Below are 16,277 nucleotides of genomic sequence, written 5' to 3' on the forward strand. Positions count from 1 at the left end.
CCTACTCGCCGTAGAGCAGCCTGAGCTCCGCGACCTTCCGCCGGGCCAGCTCCTCGACCCGCTCCACGTACGCCTGCGGGTCGTTGGGGTTGGCCGGCGCCTTCAGGAGCCACCCCCGCCCCTCTCCCAGGGGCTTGAACCACTTGGAGGTGGCGCCGCCGCCCAGGCCGATGACGGTCTGCCGCTCCTCCATCATCTGGATGTTGTAGAGCGACTCCTTCCCGGGCAGGGCGTAGCCCACGTTCTCCAGGGAGCCCACCATGAACTTCTGCCGGTACAGGTAGTACGGCCGCTGGCCCATGGCCCGGGCAGTCTCCGCCGCGTCCTGCACCAGAGCCTCGGCCTCGGCCGGGGTGAGCGCCCGGAGCACCTCGCCGGCCGCACCCGCCGCGTGGATGCGGGAGCCCCGCTTGACGGCCAGGGTGTGCACGGTGAGGTTGTCGGGGGCCAGGCGGCGCATGTCCTCCAGGGTGTGGTGCACCTCGGCGGGGCCCTCCCCCGGCAGACCGATGATGATGTCCGTGTTCACCGTGAAGCCGGCCGGATGGGACCGCACCAGGTCGTAGGCCCGGTAGAACTTCTCCACCGTGTGGATGCGGCCCAGGTGCATCAGCGTGGCCTGCACGGTGGTCTGGGGGTTGACGCTGACCCGCGTCACGCCGTGCGCCGCCATCACGTCCAGCTTGTACCGGTTGAACGTCTCGGGCCGTCCGCCCTCGATGGTGTACTCCGCCGGGGACTGGCCTTTGAGCAGGGTCTCCGCGGCGGTGCGCAGCATCCAGGCGAAGTCCTCATCCCGGGGGCTGGTCGGCGTGCCGCCGCCGAAGTAGATGGACTCCACCCGGAGCCCCAGGTCCCGGATCGCCTGCCCGATGATCGCCATCTCCCGCCCGAGGGCCTCCAGGAAGGGGGAGATCTGATCCCGGTGCTGGTTGATGGGATAGATCGAAAAGGAACAGAACGAGCAGATGGACGGGCAGAACGGGATCCCGATGTAGAGCGAGACCGCCCGGGGGTCGCGCCCCAGGAAGGGCCGCTGCAGCCGGGCGACGCCGGTCACCAGCTCCGCCTTCTCCCGCGCCAGCCGGAACTCACCGGTAAGGCGCGCCACCGGGTCCGGCTCGTCCTCGTCCAGCATCTGGTGGACCAGCTTGGTGGGCCGCACGCCGGTGAGGATGCCCCACTTGGGCCGGAAGCCCGCCAGCGGCGCGAGGGCGTCCACCAGCAGCCCCTTGGCCAGCCGGCGGAGCCGGTGCTCAAAGGTGCGGGGGCTCTCCTCCGCCCCCTGGACCAGCTCCCCCTCCGCGCGGCGGGAGCCGCCGGGGCCGCGGGCGGTGACGACCACCCGCCACGGCCGGGCGGCCGGGGGCAGGGGGACGGCTGCATCCGCGCCGGGGTCGGCAGCCGGCGCGCCGCCCGGCCGCGCGGTCACATCCACCTGCCACACGGCATCCCCGCCGGCGGGCTCCGGGCTTCCCGGCACCCAGACCGCGAAGGGCTCCCCCGGGAAGAAGACGTGTCCCATCTGGGTCAGGTCGCTGGCAAAAACGGGGCTGTTGCCCCGGAGCAGGATCCCGCTCATGCGCTCTCACCTCAAAGGGGGCCGTGGCTCTCGCCCGGCCCCCGTCCGCAGTTTCATCCGCTATTAACGCTTGCCCGTATGGCCCGGCACGTATTCGTCCCAGCCCCACAGCCCGAACAGCAGGTTGAGCAGACCCAGGCCCATCAGGACGTAGCCGGTCGTCCCGCCCACCGCGATGCCGAACATCACGGAGAGCGCGAAGAGGAGCGGGCTCAGGGCCTTCCAGAGGTACCCCCGCCGCACCAGGCGCGGTGCGGGGATGCGCACCCGCACGCGCGCGGCGGCCTGCCCGCCGGACCGGCGAGCCGCGGCGCGCGCCTCCACCCGGGCCGCCTCACGCTCCGCCGCGCCCGCGAAGGCCAGGCGCAGCGCCAGGACGTTGGGCAACAGCAGGGCCGCACCCAGGAGGGCGAGCCCGATGACGGTTAAGACCATATGCGAACCCCCCACAGTTCAAGCGATGGTCCTACATATTCTATTTGCTTTTGTTCAAGTCCTCCCAGTGGTTACCCCATCCGGCCGAGGATGTCGCAGAGCTGTTCCAACTCGGCTTCGGTGAGGTTCTTCACCATCTCGCGGAAGGCGGCCCTGCGGCGCTGGATCGCCGCCTCCAGGGCCTGCTCGCCCTCGGGGGTGATCCTCACCCACACCACCCGCCGGTCGCGCTGGTCCCGCTCCCGCTCCGCGAACCCCGCCTTCACCAGCCGGTCCACCAGACCGGTCGCCGCGCTGAGGGTGACCGTCAGCTCGTTGGCCACCTCGGTCACCTGCAGCGGCCCGCGGGCCTTCAGGGCCTTCAGCACGATCATCTGGCTCATCGACATTCGCGGTCCCGGAGCTACCTCCTGGTAGGCCGTCGTCGCCGCCGTCATCACACGCACCATGTTGTCGAACGAGGCCTCCAGCTTCGGGAGATAGGCTTCGATGCGGGCAGACTCCATTCGAACACCTCCGGGCCCGAAATTCACATCGTTAACATTTTTTGATTGTCCGGATTATACCCGTAACCGGAAACCGGTGTCAAGGACGCGCGAGAAGGCGGTCACCGTCACGCTCACGCCAGGAACGGGTTGTAGGCCTTTTCGTCGCCGATGGTCGTGGACGGGCCGTGCCCCGGGTAGACCGCGGTATCCGGAGGCAGGGTGAGCAGCCGCTCCTTGATGGACTGGATCAGCGTGTGGTAGTCGCCTCCGGGCAGGTCGGTGCGCCCGATGGACCCGGCGAAGAGCGTGTCGCCCGCGAGGAGATGTCCGGGCCGGTAGAGGCAGATGCCGCCCGGGCTGTGGCCGGGCGTGTGGATCACCCGGAAGCGCAGCCCGCCCGCCTCCACCTCGTCGCCGTCCCGCAGGAGCCGGTCCGCCGGGGAGGCCTGAACGGTCATGCCGAAGTAGAGGCTGCCGTTGCGGGCCGGGCTCGTCAGGCAGTCGGCGTCGGCCTCGTGGATGGCGACGGGCGCGCCGCTCCACCCCTTCACCCAGTCCACCCCGCCGATGTGGTCCAGGTGGCCGTGGGTGAGGACGATGCCGACCACGGTCAGGTCGTTCTCCATGACGCAGGACTGGATCCACGGGTCCGGGACGCCCGGGTCGATCACGAGCGCCTGGCGGGTCTCGCCGCAGGCGACGATGTAGCAGTTGGCCATGAACGCGCCGAGGGCGCGGTGCCACAGCTGCATGGGCCTTCCTCCATAAAGAGGCCGGGACGACGAGGTCCCGGCAGGTGTTGCCGTCTCTACTTCCAGTATAGGCGGTTTGGCCCCCGACGCAAGTCGGGGCGTGGCGGCACTGATGCCGCGGAACGTCACTGCAGGTTGAGGATGCCCAGGAGCGCCGACACGAGGACGGCCACGGCCGAAAGGAATGAGCTGATCAGGAGGCTGGCCGTCTCTTTCTTGCCGTCCAGCCGCCCCTCGACGAAGCCGATCCGCGACTTCAGGGGCAGCAGGGCCGCGCGCATCTCGGCCACCACCTCCCGGTGCTCGGCCCAGAGGCGGGCGCTTTCCGCCCGCTGCCGCTCCAGGCCTGCCTCCACTTGGGCCAGACGGTTGTGGAGGTCGTCAGCCAGTTCGGCCAGGGCCTGAACACGGTAGACCAGGTCGTCGGTCCAGGGTGCCATACCGATCCACCTCCGCTGTACCCTTTTCTTAATGGTACCGGAGACGAACCGGACAGGCCATAGATCTGTAAGGTTTTACCTCTCAGTGAGCGGGATCAGAACGTCTTCTCCGAGTCGATCAGGATGGTGACCGGCCCGTCGTTGACCAGTTCCACCTCCATATGCGTCTGGAACCGGCCGGTCTCCACGTGAAGCCCCAGCGCGCGCAGCCGCTCCACAAACCGCCGGTACAGCGGCTCCGCCTGCTCCGGGCGCGCCGCCCGGTCGAACCCGGGCCGCCGGCCCCGGCGCACGTCGCCGTACAGGGTGAACTGGCTGACGGCCAGGACCGCTCCGCCAGCCTCCTGAATCGACCGGTTCATCTTGCCTTCCTCGTCCTCGAAGACCCGCAGCCCGGCGACCTTCTCGGCGAGGTAGTCCGCCGCGGCCTCGTCGTCCTCCCGGGACACGCCCAGCAGCACCACGTAGCCGGGGCCGATCTGGCCCACCACCTCGCCTCCGACGGTGACCCGGGCGCGGCTGACCCGTTGCACGACTGCCCGCAAGATCACTGCCTCCTCACTCGGTTGCTATCCGGGGGATACGCTCCCTGCCCGAAGAACTCCTCCCGGGCCTGTGGCAGCGCCCTAATCCGACGGACGGTGCGCGCCCGGCCGGTAGACCGTTCAGACTACTCCTCCAATGGATTCTTCAACGGATTGGCTGAGAAACGTTCTCATTGTACTATCAAATCGCAAACAGCCGACGACCCCGAGACGATACAGACGATCTGCCACCCCAACCAAAGAACCGCAGGAGGGATGGCCTTATGACGAACATCTTCCAGGGGCCCAAGAGCAGCTGGATCTGGCTCGTGATTCGCCTGTACGTCGGTTACCAGTGGCTGGTCGCCGGATGGCACAAGATCGTCGACGGATTCGACGCCAGCGGCTTCCTGAAGGGAGCCATCGCGAAGGCAGTCCCCGCCGCCGAGGGTGCCAAGCCGGTCGTCCAGGGCTGGTGGGCAGCTTTCCTCGAAGGGTTCGCCCTTCCCAACGTCGGCCTGTTCAACTTCTTGATTCCCTGGGGCGAGTTCCTCGTCGGCCTGGCGCTCATCCTCGGCTTCGCCACGATCTTCGCCGCAACGATGGGCATGGTCATGAACTTCGCCTTCCTGCTCAGCGGCACCATCAGCACCAACCCCAACTACCTGATCCTGCAGTTCATCCTGGTCAGCCTGGGAGGCGCCTACGCCGGCTACATCGGCATCGACTACTACTTCCGGCCTGTCTGGCGCAAGGCAATTGCACGCATCCTGCCCGGTGAGGGCAACGCAGCAGCGCAGCGAGCCTAGGACCCACGCATCCCGCCGACGCAGCCCCGACGCCGCAGCCGCTTCCGCCCCCGCAGCACCGTAACCGCCCTCACGCAGCCGTGGCTGGCCACCGTCCCCGCAGTTGACCTGAACCCAACGTCCTGCCGAACCCCCATCTTCGCCGCAGCAGATCTGCCCCGGACGTCCTACCCAATCCCCACGCTCGCCGCAGCCAGACACCCCCGTCCTCGCAGCGAATCCGCCCTTCCCCCAGCATCCCCGGCCCGATCATGCAGCAGATCCGCCACACGCGGCAGCACACGCACCCTGCCCTCACCCGCCCCTTGGATAACCCGAAAGCCCGCCGCTCCGGCGGGCTTTCAGGCTTTTCCGGACCGGTCACGGACGCCGGACGCCCCGGCGCACATGCCACTCCCACACCTCCCGGGACACGGCGGCGATGTAGTGGCTGGCCTGGCGCGCCGTCATGCCCTGTGTCATCACCACCAGCACGTAGGGGCGCCGGTCCAGGACGAGGGCCGCGTCGTGAAAGGACGTCCCCTTGGACCCCGTCTTGTTCGCCATCGGCACGTGGGAAGGCAGTCCGGCCGGGATCCGGCCCTTGGACCTGGACTCACGCATGAACCCCAGCAGCTCCTCCCAGGGTTCGGGGGACCGTCGGGCCGCCTCCCAGATATTGCGCAGGACGATGCCCAGATCCTCGGGGGCGATGCGGTTCCCCTCCCACAGCTCCCCCGGGGTGTGCATCCGGGGGGTGCCGTACCGGATGCCCAGGCTGCGGTAATACTGCACCATGGGCTGGACGCCGAGCCTGCGCATGAGGGCGTTGGCGGCCGTGTTGTCGCTGTGCACCAGCATCAGGCGCGCGACCTCCCGCAGCGGCAGCCGGGTCCCGTCCGGCACGCCGTTGAGGATGCCCGATCCGTCCTTCCAGTCCACCGCCCGGATGGCCAGCGGCTCGTCCAGCGACACCTGCCCCGTCGCCGCCAGGTGGTAGAGGTAATTGGCGATCAGCACCTTGACCGTGCTGGCCGCCGTATACACCTCGTCCGCCCGCACCCCGAAGGTCTCGTGGGTGGAGAGGTCGTAGTACCAGACGCTGACCACCCCCGGCGCCCACCGGGTCAGCCGCTCGATCCTGCGCACCACGTCGGCCGCGTCGTCCGGCACCCGCAGGACGGACGGCCCGCCCGGGGCCGCCGCGGTGACCGGCGCCAGCGCAAGCAGGCCCGCCAACCCGAGGGCCAGCCAGGGGAGCCGCCGGTGCCATGCCCTGCCATTCACCAGCCATCACCACAGGTAGGTTGCCCGCCCGGGTGAAAGCGATCCGGCCCGCGGCGCTAGTCCCCCGTGTCCAGCAGCGCCTGCGCCTTCAGCCAGAGGCCACACTCGACCCGCTTCTTCGTCAGGGCGCACCCGATGGACTCGGGCTTGAAGATGTCGCCGTTCAGCAGGTCCGCGTTGGCGTGGCAGCCGCCGCTGCAGTAGTAGCGGGCCCAGCAGGTGGGGCAGGACTCCTTGGTGTAGATGTGGCAGCCCGCCAGCCGGGCCTGCAGCTCCTTCTCCACGACGCCCTCGGCCACGTTGCCCAGGCGGAACCGCTCCCGTCCGACGAACTGGTGGCACGGGTAGAGGTCGCCCTCGGGGGTCACCGCGAGGTACTGGACGCCGGCGCCGCACCCCTGCACCCGACGGGGCAGGCAGGGACCGGTCTCGGCCTCCACCGCGAAGTGGTGGAAGGTGATGGGCCGCCCCTCCCGGCGCCGCCGGTCCACTTCCGCGGCCAGCCGCTCGTACTCGGCCAGAAGCCGCGGCAGGTGCTCCTCCCGGAGCGCGTAAGGAGCGTCGGGCGTCGCGACCACCGGCTCCAGCGAGAAGTAGGGCGAGTGCATCCGGTCCACCATGTACAGGGCGTCCTCGGCAAAGTCCAGGTTGTCCGCGGTGTAGGTGCCCCGCAAGACCGCGTACGCGCCCCGGCCCGTGGCGCCCTGGGCCGCCCCGTACTCCCATACGGGCTTCCCGCCCGGGGCCCGCCGCTCCAGCACCATCCGGATCGCTTCCTCGACCCTCCGGCTGGAGCCCGACCGCTTGGCGTCATGCACCTCGGGCCGGCCGTCCAGGCTCAGGATCAGGCTGACCTGCTCCCGGTCCAGCTCGTCCAGAATCTCGGGGGTGAGCAGCGTGGCGTTGGTCGTCAGAGTGAAGGTGAAGGCCTTGCCGGCCCGGCGCCCGGCTTCCCGGGCGTAGGCAATGGTCTCCCGGACGACCTTCCAGTTCATCAGCGGCTCGCCGCCGAAGAAGTCGACCTCGCAGACGGGCCGGGGACCGCTCAGCCGGATGAGGAGGTCCACGGCCTGCCGGGCGACCTCGAACGGCATCAGCTTCACGGGGCCGCCGTAGGTGCCGTCGTCGGCGAAGCAGTAGGTGCATCTCAGGTTGCACGCGTGGGCGACGTTGAGGCAGATCGCCCGCAGCGGGTCGCCCGGCTTGGGCATGACCGGCTCCCACTCGGGCGGCGGGGCAAACAGCAGCCCCTGCGCCCTGAGTTCTGCGATCTCCGCGAGGGCCTCCTCCACCCCGGCCGCGCCGTGGCGCGCCCGCAGGCGCTCCAGCCCGGCCTCGTCGGGCCCCTCAGGGCCGTACTCCAGCAGGTCCCACACCACGTCATCCACCAGGTGCAGGCTGCCGCTATGCACATCGAGCACCAGCCTGGTGCCCTGCATTTCGAAACGATGGATCTCCCCGTGCTGCACGGTGGCGTCCCTCCCAGTCGTATCCCTCCGAATCGTCATCCGCCGAGCCCCGCCCGTCGGAGAAGAAGGGCCGGGCGATCCGCCCGGCCCCTTGCCCTACCGCCTGGTCGCCTCGTGAATCCGGACCTGCTCAGCCGCGGGGCTCGTCAGGCTGCTGACGGAGCAGACGATGTTACCCACGGTACAGGAGGTCTTGCAGGCCGACTGGCAGGAGACAGCGCAGTCCGTGCAGCCCGCGAACTGCACCGTCGTCTGCAGCCGCGGCGCAGACAGGGTGCGGATATGCCTGGCCAAGGAAAACCCTCCAATCGCTTGGATTACACCTTCCTAGTATAACCTTTGCAGGTCTGAAGCTGCGTAGTACAAACGATCCATTCGCAAATAGCACGAAAGGGCTACCCCCGCGCCGGAGGCTGCCCCCGAACCGCTCCAGGACGGCCGCACGGCACCAGCCTGCAGCGGCCGCCAGCCCCTGCCCACGCAGGACCCGCCCCCGAACCCGCGCAGAGGCGGCGGAACCACCCCGTCGTGGTTCCGCCGCCTCCGTTCCGTCCAGCTCAGAAAGACGCTTCCAGCTCGTCGATCAACGACCCGACGTAGGCGATCGCCTTGCGGATCGGTTCGGGGCTGGTCATGTCGACGCCGGCCCGGGCCATCAGCTCCATGGGCGGCAGGCTGCCGCCGAGCTTCAGCACCTCCACCCACTGCTCCGCCGCCGGCTGCCCTTCCTCCTTGATCCGCTGCGCCATCAGGGTGCCGCAGGTGAGGCCGGCGGAGTAGGTGTACGGGTAGAGCCCCATGTAGTAGTGGGGCTGGCGCATCCAGGTGAGCTTCGCGCCTTCGTCGATGACCACCTCGCCGCCCCAGAACTGCTCCAGGATGGCCCCCTTCGTCTCGGAAAGCAGTTGCGCGGTAACGGGAACGCCCTTCTCGGCCTGGGCGTAGATCCGCCGCTGCAGCTCCGCCTCCAGCAGGTGGCGGACGAAGTTGTGGTGATAGGTCATCAGGAGCTGCGTGATGACCCACCGCCGCATGCGCTTGTCATCCGTGCCCTTCAGGATGTGGTCCGCCAGCAGCACCTCGTTCATGGTCGACGGGGCTTCGACGAAGAACAGGGACGGTTCCACGTTCAGCAGCCGCTGATGGCGGTTGGCCAGTTCGAAGTGGCCCGCATGGCCCAGCTCGTGCGCCAGGGTGAACGCCGAGCGCATGTGGCCCGTGAACGTCAGGAGGATGTACGAATGGGCCCCGTACGGCGAGGTGCAGAAGGCGCCCGCCTGCTTGCCCACGTTGTCCGCCCAGTCGATCCAGCGCTCATTGAACGCCCGCTCGATGATCGCCCGGTACTCGGGCCCCAGCACGCTCAGGGCGTCCAGGATCAGGTTGGCGGCCTCCTCCCGCGTCACCTGCGGGTTGTAACCGGGGTCCAGCGGCGCCTCGATGTCGCAGTAGCGCATCTCGTCCAGCCCCAGCACCCGCTTGCGCAGCCGGGCGTAGCGGCGCATGTGCGGGGCCAGCTCGGACTGGATCACGTCCAGCAGGTTGTGGTAGACCCCGTGGTCGATGCGGTGCGGCGCCAGCAGCATGTGCGTGACCGATTCGTACCCCCGCAGCCGGGACAGGACGATGTTCTTCTTCACCTCGGTGGCGAAGGTGGCGGCGAGGGTGTTCTGGTACGCCTTCAGCCCCCGGGTGAAGGAGTCGAACGCGGCCCGCCGGACCGCCGTGTCCGCCGACAGTTCCAGCTCGTCCTCGTACAGGGAGAACGACACCGGCAGGCTGCGCCCGTCCGGGGCGGTGATGGGCTCGAAGGTCATGTCAGAGGAACGGGCCCGCTCGTAGATGATGAACGGGGCCTCGCTGACCTCGGACAGCGCGGCCAGCGCCTCCTCGGTCTGGGGATGCAGCTTGTAGGGCCGCTCGATCAGGACCTGCTCCAGCGCAGGCCGGTAGACCGCCAGCTCCGGGTCGGCCGCCATCCACGCCGCCGCCTGCCCCTCGGGAAGCGCGAGGATCTCGGACTTGATGAAGGCCGTCGCCGCCATGAACTGCGCCTGCAGCGCATAGGCCTTGGCCAGCATCCCCTGGTTCTCGGGATCCGACCCGTCACCGCTCGCCAGCAGGTTGGCGTAGGTCCCCCAGCGCACCATCCGTTCAAGCAAGGTTTCGAACGCCTTCAGCGCGGCGGCCAGCGTCGCCGGCCCTTCGGCGAGGCGGCCCTTGTACTGGGTGACCGCGGGCAGGTCGGCCTCAATCGCCTTCCCTTCGGCCTCCCAGGCCTCGTGGGACGGGAACAGGTCGTGCAGGTTCCAGGTCAGCTCCACAGGAACCTCGTTTCGGCGGAGTCGCACGCGACACTACTCCTTCCTTTGGCCTTGGCGTCGGTAGAAGTATTCGCCATTGAATGGGGGCTACCTTCCCGGGGGCGAGGCGCAGGTGCGGATGAGCGAAGCAGGGGATCATGCATCGTATGGCAAAGAAAACTGGTGATTGCTCCACAGGGATGTCATGGAGGTCAGGTGAGCGGGATGACACGGAGAACCCTCTTCTGGCTGGGCCCGCTGGTCTTCCTGGTCCACGATCTGGAGGAGGTGTTTCTGGCGCGGGCCTGGGTGGAGCAGAACCTCTTGCTGATCGCGGGCACGCCTTTCGAACCCGTCGTCGAGGCGATGGGTTATGAACCCGGGAAGTTCGGCCTCGTCGTCGCCCTGGCCACCGTCGTGTACGGGGTGATCGCCTGGTCCGCAGCCCGAGCGTGTCAGCCCGGACTGAGCCTGAACCTCTATGTCGCCACGGTACTGACCCTGTTTGTCAACGTCATCACGCACGTGGGGCAGGCCCTCCTGCTCAGGATGTACACTCCGGGCGTGATCACCGCGGTGCTGGTGTTTCTGCCCTACACGGTGGCCGCGTTTCGCATGCTGAGAGCCCAACGTCTGCTGACCGCGACCACCTGGAAGACCAGTCCTCTCATGGGCATCGGCATGCTGGCCGCCCTCTTCGGGCTGATGATCGCCCTCTGACGGAGGCAAGAAAGGTAAAGACGCCGGCGCGTTCTGCGTCGGCGTTGTTCTGTGGCCTGGTCTTGGGGGAGACACGTCACGCCTGCTTGGCCCGCGCAGCCTTCCCGCGCCGCTCCCGCACCACGCGCTCGACGTGCATGACGTCTCGGACCTTGCCGATCTTGTTCATCACGTACTGCAGCTGCTGCGCGTCGCGGATCTCCAACACCAGGTCCAACGTGGCGATCTTCGACTTGTTCGCCCGGCTGGACGTGGAGAGCATGTTGATCCGGGCGTCGGCGATGATGGAGACCACGTCCGCCAGCAGCCCGGAGCGGTCGAGGGCCGTCACCTGCACCTCCACCGGGGCGGTGGTCTGGTAGTTCTCCTCCCAGGCCACCTCGATCAGCCGGTCGGGGTCCTTGGCCAGGTCCTCCATATTGGGGCAGTCGATGCGGTGCACCGTGACCCCGCGGCCGCGGGTGACGTAACCGATGATCGGGTCGCCGGGGACGGGGGTACAGCACCGGGAGAGCCGCACCACCAGGTTGGACACGCCTTTGACCCGGATGCCGTTGGAGGCCTTGCCGTAACCGGACCAGTCCTTCTTCTCGATCTCGACGGGCGCGGCCGGCTCCTGGGCCCGCTTCTCCTTCTCGTACATCTCCCGCAGCCGGGAGACCACGGAGGCGGCGTTCAGCGAGCCGATGCCGATGGCCACGTAGAGGTCGTCCACGTCCTTGACGCTGACCTTCCGGCAGACCTCGGCCATCCACTCGTCCCGCATCAGCTCGTGCGGCTCGATGCCGGTCTTCTGTACCTCGCCCTTCAGGATCTCCTTGCCCCGGGCCAGGTTCTCCTCCCGGCGCTCCCGCTTGAAGAACTGGCGGATCTTGTTCTTGGCCGAGGCGGTCTTGACGATCTTCAGCCAGTCGATGGAGGGGCCCGGCGACTGCTTGGAGGTCAGGATCTCCACCACGTCGCCGTTCTTCAGCGCCGTGTCCAGCGGCGCGATCTTGCCGTTGACCTTGGCCCCGACGCACCGGTACCCGATGTCGGAGTGGACGGCGAAGGCGAAGTCCAGGGGCGTGCCGCCCGCAGGCAGGCTGAACACGTGCCCCTTGGGGGAGAAGACGAAGACCTGGTCGGAGAAGATGTCCACCTTGACCGACTCGACGAACTCCCGGGCGTCGCGGATCTCCTGGTGCCACTCCAGCAGCGACCGCAGCCACTGCAGCTTCCGGTCGAACTCCTTGTCGGTCTTGCCTTCCTTGTACGACCAGTGGGCCGCCACGCCGAACTCGGCGGTGCGGTGCATTTCGCGGGTGCGGATCTGGATCTCAAAGGGCTCGCCGTGCGGCCCGATTACCGTCGTGTGCAGCGACTGGTACATGTTGGGCTTGGGCGTGGCGATATAGTCCTTGAACCGGAGCGGCAGCGGCTTCCAGTGGCTGTGGATGATGCCCAGCACGGCATAGCAGTCCTTGACCTCCTCCACGATGATCCGGATCGCGATGAGGTCGTAGATCTGCGAGATGTCCTTGCCCTGCCGGTACATCTTCTTGTAGATGGAGTAGAAGTGCTTCGGGCGGCCGGAGATCTCCGCCTGGATCCCTTCCTTCTCCAGCACCTCCCGCAGCTGGTCCATCAGGTCCTGGGTGATGGCCATCCGCTCCTGCCGCTTGCGGGCCACCAGGTAGGCCATCTCCTGGTAGCGGTCGGGCTCCAGGATGCGGAAGGCGAGGTCCTCCAGCTCCCACTTGATCTCGCTGAGCCCCAGCCGGTGGGCCAGCGGCGCGTAGATGTCCATCGTCTCCTGCGCGATGCGCACCTGCGCGTCCGACGGCTGGTGCTTCAGCGTGCGCATGTTGTGCAGCCGGTCCGCCAGCTTGATCAGGATGACGCGCAGGTCCTTGGCCATCGCGAGAAACATCTTGCGCAGGTTCTCCACCTGCGCCTCGTCGCGCGACGTGAACTGGAGCCGGTCCAGCTTGGAGACCCCGTCCACCAGCGTGGCGACCTCCTTGCCGAACCGCTCCTCCAGCTCCTCGTACTTCACGCCGCAGTCCTCCAGCACGTCGTGCAGGAGGGCGGCGGCGATGGACTCCTCATCCAGCTCCAGCGAGGCCACGATTTCGGCAACGGCGATCGGGTGCGTGATATACGGCTCCCCCGATCGTCGGCACTGGCCTTCATGCGCCTGCTTGGCGAACGCGAAGGCGTTGTCAATCAGGGCGACATCCGCGGTCGGGTTGTACGAGCGCACCTTATCCAAGAGCGGTTGGATATCGATCACGGCTGTCACCCCCCTGTCCCGCCTGTCGTCGGTTCTCAGAACTGGACCAGCGAAATCACATCGTGGCCTTCCAACCGCTTCCTGCCGCCGAGGTCCGAGAGCTCGATCAGCACGGCGACACCGACCACCTTGGCGCCCAGCGACTCCACCAGGTCAATGGTGGCCCGAATCGTGCCGCCCGTAGCGAGCAGGTCGTCGACCACGAGCACCTTCTGTCCGGGTTGGAAGGCGTCCTCGTGTACCTCCAGCCTATCCTCGCCGTACTCCAGTTGATACGAGATGCTGCGGGTCTTCCACGGCAGCTTGCCCGGCTTGCGGATGGGCACGAAGCCGGCCCGCAGCCGGAAAGCCAGGGCGGACGCAAAGATATAGCCACGAGCCTCTGGGCCCGTCACCATGTTGATGCCCAGCGGCTCGAAGTGCGCGGCCATGGTCTCGATCGCGGCGTGGAACGCCTCGCCGTCCTTCAGCAGGGTCGTGATATCCTTGAACGAGATCCCGGGCTTGGGGAAATCGTCTACGGTGCGGATCTTCGACTTGAAATCCATCAATCTTAGCCCCCTCATACATCAATTATATTGCCTGGTTCGCCGTCGGCCAACACTTGTGACTCAGGCCGATGCAGAACCCGGAAACGTCTGCCGTGCGGCGAGCAGCGCCCGGACCTCCTGGCCCCGCCGATAGCGCGGGCTCGCCTCCAGGTCAAAGCGCACGCCGCGGGCCGCACAGAGCCGCCCTGCGCCGTCCAGCAGCCCGATCTCCCGGAAGATCGCCAGGCCGCTCTCGTAGCGCAGTCGGTTCCACGGTCCGGGAACCTCGTTCAGCCGCCGCGCCAGGGTCGACGGGCTCGCCTCCCCGGTCTGCAGAAGCCTGTACAGATGCACCAGCACGTCCCGGTCGGGGCACGGCCAACCCAGGCATTCCTCCGCGAGGGCCCAGTCCTGTTCGTCCCACAGCAGGTGGAGCCGCTCGGCCGGGTATCCGACCGCCGCGTACGGCGGATGCCAGAGGACGACGTCGCTGTACGGTCCCCGGGCCACCTGGCCGTGGGCGGCCACCACCAGGCGACCGGCCGCGGGTTCCGGTTCCCCCGGAAGCCAGAGGGCCACCGTGCGGCGGGTCTCCGGGCCGAGCCGCTCCAACCGGTCCGCGAGCGCCGCCGCGGCCCACGGGCTCGCCGTCAGCACCAGCGCCCGGGCTTCGGCCGGCCGGCAGAGCGCTGCCAGGTAAAGGAGCTTGGGGTCCGCCTCCTCGCCGTCAGCGCCCCACTCGTCCTCCATCTCCGCCGCCACCTCCCTGGCGCCGGGAGCCGGGCCTGCCCCCGCCATCGCCGCCAGCAGGCCGGCCAGCCGCCCGCCCCGGGCGTCGACAACGTGCACCGGAAAGCCGGCCGGGGCGCCGTTCACCGAGGGGGAGAGCGGATCCCAGGCCAGGCAGTGGGCGTCGGTCAGGCGGAAGGGCTCTCCGCCCGCGGCCGGCTTCATGTCCTTCAGCACCAGCTGGATCCGGCTGCGGCCCATGTAGGTGTTGATCTCCGGTTCGTAGGCCACCGCAATCCGCCGGCCCGGTTCGGGCATGGCGACCGCCATGTTCCAGCCCACCGCCTCCACGGGGGCCGCCGCCCCGTCGCCGTCGGGCCGGAGGAACAGCTTCAGGTGCTGGCCGTTCCGGCCAATGGCCCGGCCGTCCACGACCTGCAGCCCGTCCGTCGCCAGCACCGGCGCCGGGTTGCCCAGGCCGAAGGGCTCCAGGGCCTCCAGCTCCCGGATCAGCCCCTCGTCGATCTGGTCCAGGGCGACGAAGGCATCGACCCGCTGCTCGGGCACCAGGTCCTCCGGCCGCAGCCATTCGGCCGCCAGCCGGTTCATCCGCCTGCGCAGCTCCGGCACCAGGTCCCGCCCCCTCAGACTCAGGCCCGCCGCCGCCGCATGCCCGCCGAAGCGGGTGAACAGCTCGCTCATCTGCAGCAGCGCCCGCTGCATGTGAAACCCCGGGATCGACCGGGCGGACCCCCGAACCTCGTCCCCCTCGATGGAGAGCAGGATCGTCGGCCGATGGTAGACCTCCAGCACGCGGGAGGCGCAGATGCCGACCACGCCGTGGTGCCAGCCCTCGCCCGCCAGGACCAGGGCATACTCCCGCTCCTCCGGCGGCAGCGCGGCCGCCTGGGCCAGGGCCTCCTCCAGGATCGCCGCCTCGATCTCCTGCCGGGCCCGATTCTCCTCGTCCAGCCGCCGGGCCAGTTCCTCGGCCCGCGCCGGATCCTCGGTCAGGAGCAGCTCGACCCCGGCCTCCGCCGAGCTCATGCGGCCCAGGGCGTTGATCCGGGGCCCCAGGGCGAATCCGACGTGCCCGGCGGTGACGGGCGGCTGCACGCCGGCAACCTGCATGAGCGCCCGCAGGCCCGGCCGATGGGTCGCGCCCAGGCGGGACAGCCCCTCCCGGACGATGGCCCGGTTCTCGTCCACCAGCGGCATCATGTCCGCCACGGTGCCCAGGGTCACGATGTCCAGCAGGTCCCACGCGTTGGGGGCGCCCAGGGCCAGCGCCAGCTTGAACGCGACCCCCACCCCGGCGAGCCCCTTGAAGGGATACGTGCAGTCCGGCCGCCTGGGGTTCACCAGGGCCGGCACGTCGGGCAGCACCGGGCCGGGCTCGTGGTGGTCGGTGACCACCAGGGTGATGCCCAGTTCCCGGGCCACCTGCGCCTCGGCCACGGCGGCGACGCCGGTGTCGACCGTCACGATGAAGTCGTACCCGCGCGCGCGGATGGACCGAAGCGCCCCGGCGTTGAGGCCGTACCCCTCGCGGAAGCGGTCCGGTATGTAATACGCCACTTCCGCCCCGAGGGCGCGCAAGGCCAGGAGGAGCGTGGCCGTGGCGGTCACCCCGTCGGCGTCGTAGTCGCCGTAGACCATGATGGGCCCGCCCGAGCGGAGGCGCGCCCGGATCAGGTCGACGGCTTCCCGCATGTCCTTCAGGAGGAAGGGATCGTGGATCCGGTCGCGCCCCGGCGTCAGGAACGCCTGGGCCGCCTCGGGCGTGGTGAGCCCGCGGTTGATCAGCACCTGCGCGGTGACGGGCGAGATCGAGAGCTGCCGGGAAAGGAGCCGGGCGCCGGCCGGGTCCGCCGGCTCCGGCCGCCAGCGTTTGGGTCGGTAGGGTCGCGCCACCCCGCGTTCACTCCCTGCAAACCATGTGCGGCCCCCCGCAG

The 16,277-nt window shown here is 68.8% G+C and carries 14 protein-coding genes and 1 pseudogene; 2 read left to right on the forward strand and 13 right to left on the reverse strand.

What is annotated here, in order from left to right; genetic code table 11:
• Position 1: 1 nt before the first annotated feature.
• The 6 genes from hemZ to dtd all read right to left on the reverse strand — a co-directional run bounded on the left by hemZ (position 2) and on the right by dtd (position 4,242).
• Positions 2-1,582 (reverse strand): coproporphyrinogen dehydrogenase HemZ, encoded by a 1,581-nt coding sequence (gene hemZ / locus STH_RS12070; protein ID WP_011196548.1) that lies wholly within the window; start codon positions 1,580-1,582, stop codon positions 2-4.
• A gap of 63 nt (positions 1,583-1,645) precedes the next feature.
• On the reverse strand, positions 1,646-2,017 hold the full coding sequence (locus STH_RS12075) for a hypothetical protein (protein WP_011196549.1): 372 nt from the start codon (positions 2,015-2,017) through the stop codon (positions 1,646-1,648).
• Between the two features lie 71 nt (positions 2,018-2,088).
• Positions 2,089-2,523: a MarR family winged helix-turn-helix transcriptional regulator gene (locus tag STH_RS12080; RefSeq protein ID WP_011196550.1), complete on the reverse strand. Its 435-nt coding sequence runs from the start codon at positions 2,521-2,523 to the stop codon at positions 2,089-2,091.
• A 113-nt stretch (positions 2,524-2,636) separates the two neighbouring features.
• Positions 2,637-3,257 carry an MBL fold metallo-hydrolase gene (locus STH_RS12085; RefSeq protein ID WP_011196551.1) on the reverse strand — a complete coding sequence of 207 codons (621 nt, stop codon included), beginning with the start codon at positions 3,255-3,257 and terminating at the stop codon, positions 2,637-2,639.
• 125 nt (positions 3,258-3,382) lie between these two features.
• A complete protein-coding gene (locus STH_RS12090) occupies positions 3,383-3,697 on the reverse strand; it encodes a hypothetical protein (protein WP_011196552.1) in 315 nt (104 codons plus the stop codon).
• 95 nt (positions 3,698-3,792) lie between these two features.
• On the reverse strand, positions 3,793-4,242 hold the full coding sequence (gene dtd, locus STH_RS12095; protein ID WP_043714042.1) for a D-aminoacyl-tRNA deacylase: 450 nt from the start codon (positions 4,240-4,242) through the stop codon (positions 3,793-3,795).
• Between the two features lie 263 nt (positions 4,243-4,505).
• Between dtd and STH_RS12100 the strand changes: the two genes are divergently transcribed.
• On the forward strand, positions 4,506-5,030 hold the full coding sequence (locus STH_RS12100) for a DoxX family protein (RefSeq protein WP_011196554.1): 525 nt from the start codon (positions 4,506-4,508) through the stop codon (positions 5,028-5,030).
• A 360-nt stretch (positions 5,031-5,390) separates the two neighbouring features.
• Here STH_RS12100 and STH_RS12105 read toward each other — a convergent pair whose 3' ends face one another.
• The 4 genes and pseudogenes from STH_RS12105 to pepF all read right to left on the reverse strand — a co-directional run bounded on the left by STH_RS12105 (position 5,391) and on the right by pepF (position 10,116).
• Complete coding sequence (locus STH_RS12105) at positions 5,391-6,296, reverse strand: serine hydrolase (RefSeq protein ID WP_011196555.1); 906 nt, start codon at positions 6,294-6,296, stop codon at positions 5,391-5,393.
• Positions 6,297-6,352: 56 nt separating this feature from the next.
• Positions 6,353-7,765, reverse strand: coding sequence for a thioether cross-link-forming SCIFF peptide maturase (gene scfB, locus STH_RS12110; protein WP_242654538.1), 1,413 nt, complete (start codon positions 7,763-7,765; stop codon positions 6,353-6,355).
• Between the two features lie 162 nt (positions 7,766-7,927).
• Positions 7,928-8,059: pseudogene (scfA, locus tag STH_RS19500) on the reverse strand (six-cysteine ranthipeptide SCIFF); the annotation flags it as partial.
• A gap of 263 nt (positions 8,060-8,322) precedes the next feature.
• Entirely contained in the window at positions 8,323-10,116 is a 1,794-nt protein-coding gene (gene pepF / locus STH_RS12120) for an oligoendopeptidase F (protein WP_011196558.1), read from the reverse strand.
• A gap of 177 nt (positions 10,117-10,293) precedes the next feature.
• On the opposite strand from pepF, the gene STH_RS12125 reads away from it, so the two are divergent.
• On the forward strand, positions 10,294-10,788 hold the full coding sequence (locus STH_RS12125) for an HXXEE domain-containing protein (protein ID WP_083766095.1): 495 nt from the start codon (positions 10,294-10,296) through the stop codon (positions 10,786-10,788).
• Between the two features lie 76 nt (positions 10,789-10,864).
• On the opposite strand, the gene STH_RS12130 is transcribed toward STH_RS12125, so the two are convergent.
• The 3 genes from STH_RS12130 to recJ all read right to left on the reverse strand — a co-directional run bounded on the left by STH_RS12130 (position 10,865) and on the right by recJ (position 16,236).
• The gene (locus STH_RS12130) at positions 10,865-13,072 is read right to left on the reverse strand and encodes a RelA/SpoT family protein (RefSeq protein ID WP_011196560.1); all 2,208 of its coding nucleotides are present in this window, start codon (positions 13,070-13,072) and stop codon (positions 10,865-10,867) included.
• Positions 13,073-13,098: 26 nt separating this feature from the next.
• The gene (locus STH_RS12135) at positions 13,099-13,611 is read right to left on the reverse strand and encodes an adenine phosphoribosyltransferase (protein ID WP_011196561.1); all 513 of its coding nucleotides are present in this window, start codon (positions 13,609-13,611) and stop codon (positions 13,099-13,101) included.
• A gap of 63 nt (positions 13,612-13,674) precedes the next feature.
• Positions 13,675-16,236: a single-stranded-DNA-specific exonuclease RecJ gene (gene recJ / locus STH_RS12140; protein WP_011196562.1), complete on the reverse strand. Its 2,562-nt coding sequence runs from the start codon at positions 16,234-16,236 to the stop codon at positions 13,675-13,677.
• Positions 16,237-16,277 lie beyond the last annotated feature (41 nt).

Source organism: Symbiobacterium thermophilum IAM 14863, from assembly GCF_000009905.1.
GTDB classification, from domain to species: domain Bacteria; phylum Bacillota; class Sulfobacillia; order Symbiobacteriales; family Symbiobacteriaceae; genus Symbiobacterium; species Symbiobacterium thermophilum.

Excerpts from the sequence above, each read along its gene's own strand:
- STH_RS12085 (WP_011196551.1), bottom strand. The coding sequence starts at position 3,257 with ATGCAGCTGTGGCACCGCGCCCTCGGCGCGTTCATGGCCAACTGCTAC.
- STH_RS12100 (WP_011196554.1), top strand. The coding sequence starts at position 4,506 with ATGACGAACATCTTCCAGGGGCCCAAGAGCAGCTGGATCTGGCTCGTG.
- STH_RS12080 (WP_011196550.1), bottom strand. The coding sequence starts at position 2,523 with ATGGAGTCTGCCCGCATCGAAGCCTATCTCCCGAAGCTGGAGGCCTCG.
- STH_RS12075 (WP_011196549.1), bottom strand. The coding sequence starts at position 2,017 with ATGGTCTTAACCGTCATCGGGCTCGCCCTCCTGGGTGCGGCCCTGCTG.
- STH_RS12090 (WP_011196552.1), bottom strand. The coding sequence starts at position 3,697 with ATGGCACCCTGGACCGACGACCTGGTCTACCGTGTTCAGGCCCTGGCC.
- STH_RS12125 (WP_083766095.1), top strand. The coding sequence starts at position 10,294 with ATGACACGGAGAACCCTCTTCTGGCTGGGCCCGCTGGTCTTCCTGGTC.
- STH_RS12135 (WP_011196561.1), bottom strand. The coding sequence starts at position 13,611 with ATGGATTTCAAGTCGAAGATCCGCACCGTAGACGATTTCCCCAAGCCC.
- hemZ (WP_011196548.1), bottom strand. The coding sequence starts at position 1,582 with ATGAGCGGGATCCTGCTCCGGGGCAACAGCCCCGTTTTTGCCAGCGAC.